The sequence below is a fragment of the Pseudomonas extremorientalis genome (assembly GCF_024584605.1).
Lineage (GTDB): Bacteria > Pseudomonadota > Gammaproteobacteria > Pseudomonadales > Pseudomonadaceae > Aquipseudomonas > Aquipseudomonas extremorientalis.
Map to the genome: position 1 here is coordinate 1,328,164 of NZ_CP089519.1, position 14,342 is coordinate 1,342,505.

7 protein-coding genes are annotated in these 14,342 nt (G+C 61.7%); 2 read left to right on the plus strand and 5 right to left on the minus strand.

Annotated elements, in window-relative coordinates:
* Window positions 1-309: 309 nt before the first annotated feature.
* Window positions 310-1,728, plus strand: a complete 1,419-nt coding sequence (locus tag LUU92_RS05785; protein WP_071488673.1) for an amino acid permease — start codon at window positions 310-312, stop codon at window positions 1,726-1,728.
* Window positions 1,729-1,731: 3 nt separating this feature from the next.
* Here the strand turns inward: LUU92_RS05785 and LUU92_RS05790 are convergent, their stop codons facing one another.
* From LUU92_RS05790 to bglX, 5 genes are all read right to left on the minus strand, one after another.
* Complete coding sequence (locus LUU92_RS05790; RefSeq protein ID WP_257103289.1) at window positions 1,732-8,247, minus strand: NEL-type E3 ubiquitin ligase domain-containing protein; 6,516 nt, start codon at window positions 8,245-8,247, stop codon at window positions 1,732-1,734.
* 64 nt (window positions 8,248-8,311) lie between these two features.
* Window positions 8,312-9,439, minus strand: a complete 1,128-nt coding sequence (locus LUU92_RS05795; protein ID WP_257103290.1) for an OpgC family protein — start codon at window positions 9,437-9,439, stop codon at window positions 8,312-8,314.
* A gap of 132 nt (window positions 9,440-9,571) precedes the next feature.
* Window positions 9,572-9,868, minus strand: a complete 297-nt coding sequence (locus LUU92_RS05800; RefSeq protein ID WP_071488676.1) for a cupin domain-containing protein — start codon at window positions 9,866-9,868, stop codon at window positions 9,572-9,574.
* A 67-nt stretch (window positions 9,869-9,935) separates the two neighbouring features.
* Entirely contained in the window at window positions 9,936-11,555 is a 1,620-nt protein-coding gene (locus LUU92_RS05805; RefSeq protein WP_071488677.1) for an FMN-binding glutamate synthase family protein, read from the minus strand.
* An 82-nt stretch (window positions 11,556-11,637) separates the two neighbouring features.
* Window positions 11,638-13,890, minus strand: a complete 2,253-nt coding sequence (bglX, locus tag LUU92_RS05810) for a beta-glucosidase BglX (protein ID WP_257103291.1) — start codon at window positions 13,888-13,890, stop codon at window positions 11,638-11,640.
* Between the two features lie 167 nt (window positions 13,891-14,057).
* Here bglX and LUU92_RS05815 point away from each other — a divergent pair, with 167 nt between their 5' ends.
* Window positions 14,058-14,330: a type B 50S ribosomal protein L31 gene (locus LUU92_RS05815; RefSeq protein WP_257103292.1), complete on the plus strand. Its 273-nt coding sequence runs from the start codon at window positions 14,058-14,060 to the stop codon at window positions 14,328-14,330.
* Window positions 14,331-14,342 lie beyond the last annotated feature (12 nt).

Below are 14,342 nucleotides of genomic sequence, written 5' to 3' on the forward strand. Positions count from 1 at the left end.
AGGGAAATGTGTTTTTCGAGTCAGAACCTTCCGATGGTTGTGGGGGCGGGCCTGCCGCGACGTTTTGCCGCTCAATGTAGGTCAGATGCTCCTGTTAAATTGCAAGATATCGAGCACTTCCACTAAATTGCCTCGCTTTTATAGTGAAAGACCCTGCTCCGGGCTTTTTATACTGCACGCCCCGCTGATCTTGCCTGGCAAGAAGGGCCCGTCCATGAGGCGGCCCCGGTCTCGGCAAGGGTGCCGGCTTACCGGCCCGCGCCCTGGAGACTCGACGGACAATCCAATAACAAAATGAGGTTGTACCCTATGCCAGTCGGCAACCCACTGCCCCATGGCGAGACCGCTCAAGGCGGCCCGCTCAAACGCGAACTCGGTGAACGGCATATCCGCCTGATGGCGCTGGGCGCCTGCATCGGCGTCGGCCTGTTCCTCGGCTCGGCCAAGGCCATCGAAATGGCCGGCCCGGCGATCATGCTGTCGTACATCATCGGTGGCCTGGCGATCCTGGTGATCATGCGCGCCCTCGGCGAAATGGCCGTGCACAACCCGGTAGCCGGCTCCTTCAGCCGCTATGCCCAAGACTACCTCGGCCCGCTGGCGGGCTTTCTCACCGGTTGGAACTACTGGTTCCTGTGGCTGGTAACCTGCGTGGCGGAGATCACCGCCGTGGCGGTGTACATGGGCGTCTGGTTCCCGGATACGCCGCGCTGGATCTGGGCCCTGGCGGCGTTGATCAGCATGGGCACCATCAACCTGATCGCGGTCAAGGCGTTTGGTGAGTTCGAATTCTGGTTCGCCCTGATCAAGATCGTCACCATCATTGCCATGGTCATCGGCGGCGTCGGCATCATCGCCTTCGGCTTCGGCAATGACGGCGTGGCCCTGGGGATTTCCAACCTGTGGGCCCACGGCGGCTTCATGCCCAATGGCGTGCAGGGCGTGTTGATGTCATTGCAGATGGTGATGTTTGCCTACCTGGGCGTCGAGATGATCGGCCTCACCGCCGGTGAAGCGAAGAACCCGCAAAAGACCATTCCCAGCGCCATCGGCTCAGTGTTCTGGCGCATCCTGTTGTTCTACGTGGGCGCATTGTTTGTGATCCTGTCGATCTATCCGTGGAACGAGATCGGCACCCAGGGCAGCCCGTTCGTGATGACCTTCGAACGGCTCGGTATCAAGACCGCCGCGGGCATCATCAACTTCGTGGTGATCACCGCCGCGCTGTCGTCTTGCAACGGCGGCATCTTCAGCACAGGGCGCATGCTCTACAGCCTGGCGCAGAACGGCCAGGCGCCGGCCACGTTCGGCCAGACCTCCAGCAACGGCGTGCCGCGCAAGGCGTTGCTGCTGTCGATCTTTGCCTTGCTGCTAGGCGTGTTGCTCAACTACCTGGTGCCGGAAAAAGTCTTTGTGTGGGTCACCTCCATCGCCACCTTCGGTGCGATCTGGACCTGGCTGATGATCCTGCTGGCCCAGCTCAAGTTCCGCAAAGGCCTGAGCCCCGCCGAACGGGCAGGGCTCAAATACCGCATGTGGCTGTACCCGGTCAGTTCCTACCTGGCCCTGGCGTTCCTGGTGCTGGTGGTGGGCCTGATGGCGTACTTCCCGGACACCCGCGTGGCGCTGTATGTGGGGCCGGCGTTCCTGGTGCTGCTGACCGTGTTGTTCTACGTGTTCAAGCTGCAACCGCTGGACACCGCACAGGGTGCCACGCGTTCGGCGTGACGCTCAATGGGCCCGCTGCGCCAGTTGAGCCGCTTCGGTCAACTGGCGTATCAGGCGATTACGTTCGGCGATCTGCAACTCCACCAGCGATTGCCGACGTTCCAGGTAGGCTTCCGAGCGTCTGTCCGGGATCTCCAGGTTCAGGCTGTTCAATTGGTGACTCACTACGTTCTCAATGGTCGAGAAGGGCTCCGGGTAACTGCGGGCCAGGTACTCGATCCAGAACTCCTCCATCAGTAGTGCGTTCTGCGCCGCCTGGGTCTTGCTCAAGTCTTCCAGGTGGCGGCGGGCGGCGGCGATGTCGCTTTCATCAACCCAGTCCTCGACGGCATACAGCATTTCTTCGCGTTGGATCGGCAGTTCGAATTGCGGCAGAAAACGCAGCCGGTAATACAGCTTGATTTCCGCATCGTCCGGCTCCACCCCGGCGTCACGCAGTCCCTGGATGTGGCTATCGGCCAATTGGTCCACCTGGCGCAGGTAGAACAGGCTTTTGGCAAGCGCCAGCAGATCCCGGTCGGCCTGGTTGCTGCCGGCCTGGGACCGGGCCTGGTGGACCTTGTGCTGAATCTCCATATCGATGAAGGCGAGGATGGCGCCATCGCCGCACGTACCGGCGACATAGGTATTCAGGAAAATTCGCTCGCGCAGCTCAGTTGATTGGCCCATGGCCTCGAGCAGGTGCCAGACCCTGGTGGTCAGGACTTGCTGGCTGGCCGGACTGTGGGTGTAGGCATAGGATTGGACCAGGTCGCGCAGTACCCGGAACGCGTCATCCGACCTCGCCCCCTCGTGGTGTTGCAATTGCTCCCATAACTGTTGCCGTGCACTGTGCTGTGCGACAGGAACACCGGCCAGCCAGCGGCTGAATTCCCTGGACATGGCCTGTTGGTGCAAGATCCCCGGCAATGCGCCACCGATGACGATGCCGGTGCGATGACGGTATTCGCGAATCCTGGCCAGGGTAGCTTCGCTCAACGGGTTGTCATGCAGGATGGTGTTGCGGTTGGTCGGCCCCATGCGCACGTCGGAAAGCACTGCGTCAGGTACCGTGGTCAAGCGGTTTTCCTGCAACAACAGGGTGCGCAGGCTGCTGCGGGTGTCGGCGCCGATGGGCCACTGATCAATGTTGGTCTGACGCAACGAGAGCACGCGCAGGCGGGCCATTCGGGAGACATCCGGGGTCAGGCCCAGGGGGTTGCCATCCAGGTGGAGCTCGGCCAGTCGCGTCATACCGGCCAGTCGCTGGCGGGATTCGGCCGTCAGCACGATAGTGTTGTCGCTCAGGTCAAGGTTCTCAAGCTGGGTCATCTGCGTCAGGCTGGCGGGCAGCTCATTGAGCATGCAGTCGATTTTCAGATGGGTCAGGCCGGTGAATTTGCCGAGGAAGGCGTTGCCGGTCTGCGGGAAGGCGTCGCCGTCGATGCGCAGGTATTCAATGTGCTCGAAGCTACGGTTGCTCAAGATGAAATCAGCGTCGGGCAAGCTGTTGCCGTCCAGGCGCAGCACCAGTTGGTGAGTGTCGAACAGTCCCGTATCGCCGTCATAGGCTGCGCGTGTTTCCTGGCGCCAGGCCCGCAGGATGCGGTCGGCCAATTGCCTGCGCACGCCGTAGTTCCAACCGACCGGATCGGTGTTCGGATCATCGACGGCCTGGGGGGTATCGATCCAGCGCTGCAATTCGAACTGCAGGGCTTGATACTCGGCTTTGCGGCGTTGCAGTTCGATCAGGGCGGCGGGTTCGCTCATGCCCAGGCCGTTGATCAACTCTTGCGCCCTGGCGTGGCTGAAACTGGGGTAAAGCTCGCGGACTTTACTGACCAGGTTCACCGGCCGGTCCCCGCCGAATGGCCATAGCCCTCTCAATGAGAACGGATAGGCGATGAACGAGCTGTCCACCTGCATCGGCGGTTGCAGCCACGGCGGTATATGCCGTAGGCCGAGCAGGCCCTTGATTGCAATGCGCTGGTTCAACGCCAGCTCGGCAATTGCGTGTCGCAGGGGGGACAGGTCAACGCTGTCGGCGATGCCCAGGGTCCGGCACTCGGTTTCCGACAGCAACAGGGCGATGGCGCTCAACAGGTCGCTGCCGACCTCGGCGGGGTCGCTGAGCAAGCGGCCTTGTTTGTCATAGGCATGGAATCCGCCGTTGAATCGCGCCAGGGTGCGTCGGTCGATACCGGTGAGGTGACCGGCGCTCTCCAGCAGACGGCCCCTGGCGTTGCCGTCGTGGATGTCCAGGCGTAATTGCCGGGGCCAGCCGGGCAGCTCCTTGAGCAGATGCAAAATGATCCTTTCGCTGTCGGGGTTGGCCAGGGTCCTGAGGTAAAGGCCTTCGTAGGCGCGGTTCAGGCGCATATCGTCGGCGGTGAGCCGGGCCTGTTCGACCAGGCGCAGGCCGACCTGACTATGGTCCTGCAGTTGCTTGAGTTCCTGCGGCGTGGCCTGGTCGAGGATGGCCCTGACCGCGCTACGGGGCAGTTGCGGGAAATTGGATTTCAAGCGCTGTTCCAGCCGGTTGCCGCCCTGCTCGCTCTGGGCGTACAGGTTGTCGAACAGTTGCGCACGTTCGCGGTAGGCATATTCGGCGATGGTCTTGGCCAGTTTGAACAGGCGTTCTTCCTGGGTGGCCGGGAGTTCGCCGAGCAAGGCGCGAGTCAAGGCGTCGTTCTGCACCAGCTTTTTCAACGGTTCGCGACTGCGGCTTTCGGCCTCCGTGAGGCGTATTTTCTCGGTGGTGGGGTGATAGCGGTATTGGCTGATCACGCGGCCGTTGTCGTCGACAACCTCCAGGCTGTGGCTGTCCGGCCAGGTAGGCAAGTGGCTGGCGAGCTGCAGTTGCAAGGACGGTCGCGCATTCTGTTGGGCAGAATAGGTGGTCATCGCCTGGATAAAGTGAAGAATGTCGCGCTCGATGCGAAAGCGTTTGCAGGTGTCTTCCAGCAAAGGTGGTGGTGGCAGTTGAGCGCTGTGCACCTCGCGCAGGGCCCGAGCCGGCGTATCGGTGATTTTCAGGATGCGCGCGGCGGTGGTTTCGTCCACGTTGTAGTCCTGGGCACCCAGGCGGTAGAGCAGGCGATGATCGCTCCAGATCATCGGGTTCTCGGTGGACAAGCGCCATGCGCCCCGACGGTTGTGTTCCAGAGTGGGCGTGTCGACGCCGATTTTTTCCGGGTGCTTGAGCCGCCACTTGCGCAGGCTGTTGTCATAGACAACCGGATACAACGAGCCATAGAGCGGCAGCAGGGTTTGCCCGTCCAGGTCATACAAGCCATTGGCGCCCGCTTGCAAGTGTGCCGGCAGCACCACGTTCTGCTCGTACTGGTGCAACGAAAGGTCCAGCAGACTGACATAGCCGCTAGGGCCGCGCTGGGCGCTCATCAGGTCACCCAGGGTGGTGCGCAACCCCTGGGCATCGGAAGCGGATTGCATACCCAGTTTCAAGCGTTCGTGGGGTTGCAGCACCGAGCCGATGGCCAGGTAGAAACTGTCGACAGCCGGTGATACCGGGATCGGCCCGCCGTTACGCATGTCGTAGGCTTCGTAGCGACCTTCGCCGTAGAACAGCAATTCCACCGTGGTGTCGTCGGGTCCGCTGGATTCGTAACGTTGCCTGGGATCGCCGCTGCTCATATCGGTGACCACGAAATGTCGTCCCAGGGCGTCGCGTAGCAGGCTGACAGCGAACTCCCGCGCCCATCGATCGGTGTCCGGATTGGATGCGCGGCGGTGGTAAAGGCCGTCGATGGCCACATCGATGCGCAGCGCGGTCCGGTGATGCTCCAGGTGCTCGTGCAGCGCCTGCGGCAATTTGCCGGTCTGAAGCAAGCGCGCCTGCTCAGGCTCACTCAAGGGCATGTCGTTGAGCAGTTGCGCCAGGTTTGCCGGGGTCAACGGTGCGAATCGCTCGCGCAGTGTCTTCAGCACAGGCGTGACCTCCACCAAAGGAGGCGCGACCTTCAGTGGCGTAAAGAGGCGTGCGGGATCACTGGCCGGTACTTCATGCCGGGCCTGGCCGGCGTAGCGGTACAGCGCGCTGAACAGCGCCAACCGCCGGGCCTGGGCCAGCTCGCTGATTTGCAGGCGCACGCGGGCGATGCGTTGCGCCGTGGTCAAGTGCGGGCTGCCTTCTTTGCCCAGTACCGAACCGGAAGGCTGTTGCTCAAGGATCAGCTCGAACAACGGCTCCTGGGAGACGACGGTGGTGTCCGGACCGTCCAGGGCGATATAGGTGCCATCGTCGCGGCGCTTGAGCTTGATAACGGTGCCCGTGGCCGGTGGGGTATCGGCGGCGGCATAGGTTTCGATGAGCGTGCCTTGGGCGTCATGCACCCGGAGGGACGCATCTGCTGGCCAGCCGGGCACGTGAGGCAACAGGCACAGCACCGCCCCATCGGCATGGGGCGGCAGGTGGCCGCGGCGGTGAAAGTCGCTGATCAACTGGTCTATGAGCCGGTCAACCTGCAGGCGCCTGACGCCTTCGGTCAGGTTGACGGGGGCAGGCGCGCCGGCCCAGACGTTGTCCAGGGTGGCGCGGCTGGGGGAGATGCTGCGCAGCATGCGTTCCATGTCGAGCCTGGGCACCGGGCTTGAGCCATTGGGCAGCATGCGCTCGAGCAGTTGCACGTCGGACAGGTCATGGGCGTTTCTCAAGTCCAGGGTCCAGGCTTGCAAGGCGGGGTCGAACACGATCGGCGGCGCCGCATCGCTGCCGTTGTCCTGCTTGAGCACGAACCTGAGAGTCTTGGCGTCATGGCTGATTTCCACGACGCGTCGCTCTTCACCGTACTTCAACCAGGCGTACTGCTGCCCGTTGATCTGGTACACGCCCTGGGCATTGGGCGTCTGACCATTGAGCAGGTTCTGATCGAGAATGGCGTAGGGGCCTATGTCCGGTTTCCAGAGCACCCCGGTGTCGTCGTTGCGCATCAGCTTTTGCGGGTTGCCCAGGCGTTGCAGCAAACCTTGGATGCGTAGCCGATGCACCCGCCCGGCGGTGGTGATCAACAGACCGTTGATCGCCAGGTCCATCACGTCCGCCAATGCGGCGGCAAAGTCCATGGCCTGGCCCTTCGCGGCTTCATTGATACCCACGATCGTGCTGTAGGTGAGGCTGCCGAATACCACCACCTGCATCACCCGGTTCAGGCCGGTGACGCCGCCGGGCATGGGCGTCAGCAGCAATTGCAGGATTTCGTCGGCGATGGCGGCAGCGCCGTCCATGACGGCCTGCAAGTCGCGGGTCGAGCGGCTGGTGGCCAGGGTGGAAAGATTGGCCTGGTAGTGTTGGACGTGACGGTAAGTGAGGGCTTGCACCAGGGTTTCGGGACGCCCGTGCCTGGGGTCTGGGCTGAAGCGCAGGCTGTCCAGGGTCTTGGCCGGGAACAGGCGATGGAACGTGTCGTACAGGAAGCCGGCGAGGGCGCTGAGGTGCTCCGGGCGTCGCTCCTGCTGGTCGAGGCGCTTGAACGCCGTCATTTCGGTCACGGGCAGTTGTCGTGCAAACCAGCCCAGGTCATGTCGGCGGTGGCTGTCCTTGAGTTGCTGCATGAAGTGCGCGTGGGCCGCGTTGCTGTCGACGTGATAGTGCAGCGCACCGCCGGGACGGAACGGGAAGTAGGACACTACCCCGAGGCTGCCCACCCGGATCAGCAGCAGCGGCACCGGGATGGTCTCGTCGGAAGGCACGAACGGCACCGCCGGCAGCAGCGTGATACCGGTGCTCATCCCAAGTGTTTCGAATTCCAGCGCCGCGCCACTGCCCTCAATGGCCTGGGTCAGGCGGTGGTAGAGTTCAAGGGTGACGCCTGTCACGGCGCGGTTGCGATAGGCTTCCAACGCTTCGAAGAGCAGGCAGGCACGGGCGCTGTCCTGCAGCAACTGTTGCAGTCTTCCGTCCCGGCCCAGGGCTGCATCGAGCGTGCGTTGCAGTTGCCCGCCCAGGTCCAGCTCGCGGGCGATCTCGACAAAACCCTGAACGGTCAACACCGGGTTTTCATTGCCCGTGAAGTAGGAGGCATCGACGAAGGTACTGCCCTGGCGTTGCGGTGTGCCCGTGGTGAAGTCGAAGTTCAGGCACGCGGCGTCCCACAACGAAAGGGTGGACACATGGGAGCGGTATTTCCATTCATCGTATGCCCGGCGAAAACGCCGCCGTTCCCGGGAGAGGCTGGTGGAACTGGTGCGCGGTTCCCAGGGCATCGGCGGCTGCACCTGTTCCAGGTAGCGCGTGTGCAGGAAGACGCGCTTGGGGTCCTGGTTGCCGATGCGCGCGCGCAATTGGGCCTGCCCCCACGTCTTGAACGTGCCGATCAGGGCGTTGTTTTCTGTCTCTACCGCTTTCAGGGCCTGGAGGGCATTGCGTTGCAGCCGCACATAATCGCGCTGCTGGTCAGGGCTCAGGGTGTTCAGTGTGCGCGTGAGGGTTTCACGGATCTGCTCCAGGGCTTGCTGTCGGCCCCAGGCATCACTCGATTGCAGGTTGCCCGACAGGCCGTTGAGCAGTTGATGGGTTGGCATGGGCCATTTCCTTTCACGGGTTAAGTGGAAGGAAATGGAATCACCCTGCCGGTTTTGCCGGGCGCTACCTATGTAGCGCGGGCTTGGGGGCCGAGTCCAGGCGCTTGAGCATGTCCAGCCACATAGCCAGGCCGACCATCAACAGCGCACCGGCCACGGCGGTCGCCAGTTGCATGGCGACGGCATCGTGGGCCAAGGCGTTGATCATGTCTGCCAGGGGCGCCAGCACGACCCCAAGGCAAAACACTTCCAGGGAGTAGCGGCCCATGCGGCACACCTCAGTGGCAACGCGGTTCTGCGTCCAGCCGACGTGGGGCAACAGCTTCGCCGTAACGTAGGCCAGGGCGAGGAAGTGCACGAGGCGCACCGGTGACAAATCGGTCTTGCTGATCGGGTACAGCCCATCACTGAGCCAGGCCGGCATCCAGGCGTCATGCACGTGCGGCCAGCGCCACGACAGGGTGATCACCGCAGCCAGCACTACATACAGGGCACATGCGACAAACAGCGGCTGGCGCGACAACGGGCATACCTGCACAGGTTTCGGCCGCTGGCTGTACACCGCCGCCGCGCCGCCAAGCACGAACAGCAACTGCCAGGTGACCGGGTTGAAGTACCACACGCCGTCGGCAATCGCGCGCAGGTTCCAGCCCATCCAGGGCGCCATCAAGTAGATCGCCAGCGACACAGCCACCACGGCCTCGACCCGGCGCATCATCATCGGCAGCACCAGCGGCAGGCCGCCCAACAGCACGATATACAGCGGCAGCGGGTCCATCAGGTTGGGCTTGAAGCGCAGCAGCAGTTCGTCGGTCAGCGCCTGCTGGGGGTGGGTGACGAAGTGCGTCAGGCCCATCTCCTCGACCAGGTCGCGGGTTTCCACATGGCTGTTGGCGAAGAACACGATGCCCATCAGCAGCGCCAGCAAAAAGATATGCACCACGTACAGCACCCAGGTGCGTCGCAGGATTTTCAAACTGGCCAGCCAGTAACCGTCGCGCTGCAGGATCTTGCCGTAGGCGAGCACGGCGGCAAAACCGGCGAGGAACACGAACACCTCCGCCGCGTCGCTGAAACCGACGTTGCGCAAGGTGATCTGGCCGAGAGGGTTGTGGGGGACGTGATCCCAGAAAATGAAGATCAACGCCAGGCCCCGAAAAAAATCGATGCGTGGGTCGCGTCCGTCAGGCATGGCTACGGGCTCTTGAATATCAGGTTTAACAAGGACAGGTGAGCGTGGGCGTTGTCGTACGCCGCACGTCGGGCGGGCGCAGGTTGGCGGTATTTGTAAGCAATTGCAAAGGTTGGATATTACTGAATGTCTCTAGACATCAATGATGACCAGTGTGCCATGGCTGCCGGCGAGCACTGCGTGGGCGATACCGGCTTCCACGAGGTACATCTGGCCGGCGCCTACCCTGATTTCGTCGTCGCCGATGCTCAGGCGCAACAGGCCATCGATCACCAGTAAGCCTTCGTTGTAGTCATGGGTTTCTACCTCGTACGCCTGCTCATCCATACGCAACACCTTGATCCACGCGCGGCCAACCTGGCCCAGACGCTTGGATTTCCAACTCTCGGGTAGTTGCGCAGCGATGGCGGAAAAGTCCAGTAACGGCATGTGAATCTCCTTGTTTCAACGATGCCGTCGGTGGTCCGGTTCAGCGGTGAGGGTCGTTATCTTGATATCACGCGGCGCTGGCTTCGTGGGGTTCAAAGCTGTCCGCCCGCGCCATCTGCCACATCCGCGAATAGAACTCGCCATTCACCTCACCGGTCAACAATTCGCCCGGCTTGAGGAACACATGCAACTGCGAGAACAACTTGATCTCGGTCGCCGACATGCGCCGCACCAGGTGCTTGGCCGACAGTTGCGACGGATGCTCCAGGCCCGCCGCCGCGAGCATTTCCGCCAGGGCCTTGAGGGTGTTGCGGTGGAAGTTGAACACGCGCTGGGCCTTGTCCGGCACCACCAGGGCGCGCTGGCGCAGCGGGTCTTGAGTCGCCACGCCGGTCGGGCATTTGTTGGTGTGGCACGACTGGGACTGAATGCAGCCAATGGCAAACATGAAGCCGCGCGCCGAGTTGGCCCAGTCGGCGCCGATGGCCAGTACGCTGGCGATATCGAACGCGCTGACGATCTTGCCGCTGGCGCCGAGCTTGATCTTGTCGCGCAGATTCAGGCCCACCAGGGTGTTGTGCACGAACAGCAGGCCTTCACGCAGCGGCACGCCGATATGGTCGGTGAACTCCACTGGCGCGGCGCCGGTGCCGCCTTCCTTGCCGTCGACCACGATAAAGTCCGGGAGGATGCCGGTTTCGAGCATGGCCTTGGCGATGCCCATGAATTCCCACGGGTGGCCCAGGCAGAACTTGAAGCCTACCGGTTTGCCGCCGGACAGTTCACGCAGTTGCGCGATGAACTGCATCAATTCGATCGGTGTGGAGAACGCGCTGTGACGCGACGGCGAGATGCAGTCTTCGCCCATCAGGATGCCACGCGTGTCCGCGATTTCCTGGGTGACCTTGTGCTTGGGCAGGATCCCGCCGTGGCCGGGTTTGGCGCCCTGGCTCATCTTGATTTCGATCATGCGCACTTGCGGGTTCTGCGCCTGCACGGCGAAGCGTTCCGGGTCGAAACGGCCATCGCTGGTGCGGCAACCGAAGTAACCGCTGCCGAGTTCCCAGGTCAGGTCGCCGCCGTTTTCGCGGTGGTAAGGGCTGATGCTGCCTTCGCCGGTGTCGTGGGCGAAGTTGCCGAGCTTGGCGCCCTGGTTCAACGCGCGAATCGCGTTGGCGCTCAGCGAGCCAAAGCTCATCGCTGAGATATTGAACACCGATGCCGAGTACGGCTGCGTGCACTGCGGGCCGCCGACCATCACGCGGAATGCGCTGGGGTCGCTGAGCGGCGCCGGGCGCATGGAGTGGCCGATGAATTCGAAACCCGACTGGTACACGTCGATCAGGGTGCCGAAAGGTTTGTCGGCGGTTTCGTTCTTCGCCCGCGAGTAGACCAGTGAGCGCTGGGCGCGGGAGAAGGGCAGGGCATCGCTGTCGGATTCGAGCAGGTACTGGCGGATCTCCGGGCGGATGGCTTCCACCAGGTAACGGATATTGCCCAGGATCGGGTAGTTGCGGCGCACGGCGTGGGGGCTTTGCAGCAGGTCGAACAGACCGATCAGGCTCAACACGCCGGTGACCACCGTGATGGGCCAGAGCCATTCGTGTTCGATAAAAGGGAGGCTGGCAAGGGTGAACAGGACGCACACGGCAAAGAAGGCGTAACGGCTTAACAACGACAGGCTCATACGGTTTCCTTGGGTTCAGACTCTTTTGGTCGGTACGGCATTCTGCGCCTGTAAGGAAACCCTAGACAACCTGTGGGAATGTTCAATTTGGCATGCTGGGTGAGACGGACTGGCCCGATATAGAGAGCTTGCGGCTATCAGTGACTTCGAAGTGGGCCTGGTTGTCGGTGGTTGAATCACCCCCAACGAACAGGGTGAAGGTGCCGGCTTCCACCCTTGGCTCAAAATCCGCATCCAGCACTGCAAAGTCATTTTCATCGAGTGTGAAAACCACTTCCCGGGTTTGGCCGGCTGCCAAATGCACTTTGCGAAAGCCGCGTAACTGGCGTACCGGGCGGGTGACGCTGGCGACATCGTCCCGCAGGTACAGCTGAACAATTTCATCGCCTGCGCGTGGGCCGGTATTGGTAACGGTGGTCGTTACAGTCAAGGGCTGGCTGGAGCCGAGGCGCGTGCTGCTCAATTGAGGCGTGCCGTAGCTGAACCTGGTATAGCTCAGACCGAAACCGAAAGGGTATAACGGGGTCGAGGGTTGATCGATGTAACGCGAGCTCCAACTGTCGTCCTCGCCTAAAATCGGGCGTCCGGTGTTTTTGTGCGCATAGTAGATGGGAACCTGCCCGACGCTGCGGGGGAAGGTCATGGGCAGTTTGCCGCTTGGGTTTATGTCGCCGAACAGTACATCGGCCACGGCGTTGCCCGCTTCGGTTCCCAGAAACCAGGATTCGATGATTGCGGGCGCCTGCTCGACAGTGTCGGTCAGTGCCAGTGGGCGGCCATTCACCAGGATAACGACCACAGGCTTCCCGGTTTCCAGGAGAGCCCGCAGGAGGGCATTCTGGGCGCCGGGCAGGTCCAGGCTGGCGCGGCTGTTGGCTTCGCCGGACATGTTTGACGTTTCACCCAATACTGCGACGATTGCATCGGCGTCTTGGGCAGCGTTTTGTGCCGCTGCAATACCCCGGGTGTCCTGGCTTGACGGTGAAGCGCCGGGCACGTAGATCACTCGAGTGGCGGGGGAGGTGGCGTTCTGTATGCCTTGCAGAATTGAGATCGCCCCGATGGGTTGCTCCGCAGCCATACAGGTTTTCAGACTGGCAGCGACATCCGTTGCGAGGCTGCCGACGACCAGAATATTTTGAAGATCTTTCGACAAGGGCAGCAATGAATCGGCATTTTTCAGCAGCACGATGGACTTTTGTGCGGCTTCTCGGGCAAGTGCGCGGGCTTCCGGAGTCTGGGACAGCAAGCGTTGCCGGGTTGTATCACTGTAGCGATAGGGATCATCGAACAGGCCCAGCCGTTGCTTGGCCTTGAGTACTCGGCGTACGGCGTTGTCCACGGTCGCCATCGGCACTTGGCCGTTACTGACCAGATAGGGCAGGGTCAGCCTGAAAAACTGGTTGGCTAGTTCTACATCCACGCCTGCCTCAATTGCTTGACGTGACGCGTCCAGGGGTGTCGCTGCAGTGCCATGGGTGATCAGTTCCGCCAGTGCCTCATAGTCCGAGACGATCATTCCCGAAAACCCCCATCGCTGACGCAGCACACGGTCAAGCAGTGCTTGGTTGCTGGCCATTGGCAGCCCCTCAAGTTCGTTGAAAGCCGGCATGATGGCATCGACGCTTGCCTGAACGGCGGCCCGAAAGGGTGGCAGGTAGACGTCCCATAGCGTTCGTTGCGACAAGTCTACGGTGTTGTAGTCGCGTCCTGCTTCGGCGGCGCCGTATGCCACGAAATGTTTCGCGGAGGCCAACATGAACGCCGTACTGGCCGGCCCGTCTCCATGAAAACCCTTGATTCGCGCCGTGGCCATAGCCGAGCCCAAGAAGGGGTCTTCGCCGGAACCTTCCACCACTCGCCCCCAGCGTGGGTCGCGAGTGATATCGATCATCGGTGCGAACGTCCAATGCACGCCACTGGCCGTCGCCTCCACTGCGGCGGCATGCGCGGTGCGCTGGGTGAGATCAGGGTCCCAGGCACTGGTTTCGGCAAGCGGGACCGGGAACATCGTGCAAAAACCATGAATGACATCTAGAGAAAACAGCAAAGGAATATGCAGTCGCGAGCCTTCCACCACGAAACGCTGTAATTGACGGGTTTTTTCTGCACCGCTGGCGCCTATCACTGCGCCAACATCAGTCATCGCCAGGTGTTTCTGGCCTTGCAGATGGTTGATGGCCCCGTTAGGGGTGTCCACTATGTGTAACAGCGTCAGTTGGCCCAGTTTTTCTTCAAGGGTCATCTGCGCCAGCAAGTGCTCGACCACGTCATCCTGAGCCATCGCGACCAAGGGTAGGTAAGTGAGCAGCAGGATCAGCAGTCGACGCTTCATACGTGTGCTCCGAGGCAACGCGCTTACCTGGAGTGTCTGGTTAGTCACCAACAACGTCTACTGTGAGTTCTGACAGGTATATGCTTATTGCAATCTGTTCTCGTTTGGGTATGTGACGTGTGTTACTGTATAACGCATCGAATGCACTCAAACGCCCCGGAGGCCTTATGAAAGCTGGTATCCATCCTGATTACCGCACCGTGCTGTTCCACGACACCGCCGCTGACGTGTTTTTCCTGATCGGCTCCACCGCCGACAGCGACCGCACCCATAAACACAGTGACGGCAACACTTACCCGTATATTCCGTTGGACGTGTCCAGCGCCTCGCACCCGGTCTACACCGGCCAACAGCGCAAGACCCAGGCCGAAGGCCGCATTGCCGGGTTCAACAAGCGGTTCGCGTCGTTTGGCTCTAGCCCGAAAAAAGCCGAGGCCTGAGCGACATGATGG

Excerpts from the sequence above, each read along its gene's own strand:
- LUU92_RS05785 (WP_071488673.1), top strand. The coding sequence starts at position 310 with ATGCCAGTCGGCAACCCACTGCCCCATGGCGAGACCGCTCAAGGCGGC.
- LUU92_RS05790 (WP_257103289.1), bottom strand. The coding sequence starts at position 8,247 with ATGCCAACCCATCAACTGCTCAACGGCCTGTCGGGCAACCTGCAATCG.
- LUU92_RS05795 (WP_257103290.1), bottom strand. The coding sequence starts at position 9,439 with ATGCCTGACGGACGCGACCCACGCATCGATTTTTTTCGGGGCCTGGCG.
- LUU92_RS05800 (WP_071488676.1), bottom strand. The coding sequence starts at position 9,868 with ATGCCGTTACTGGACTTTTCCGCCATCGCTGCGCAACTACCCGAGAGT.
- LUU92_RS05805 (WP_071488677.1), bottom strand. The coding sequence starts at position 11,555 with ATGAGCCTGTCGTTGTTAAGCCGTTACGCCTTCTTTGCCGTGTGCGTC.
- bglX (WP_257103291.1), bottom strand. The coding sequence starts at position 13,890 with ATGAAGCGTCGACTGCTGATCCTGCTGCTCACTTACCTACCCTTGGTC.
- LUU92_RS05815 (WP_257103292.1), top strand. The coding sequence starts at position 14,058 with ATGAAAGCTGGTATCCATCCTGATTACCGCACCGTGCTGTTCCACGAC.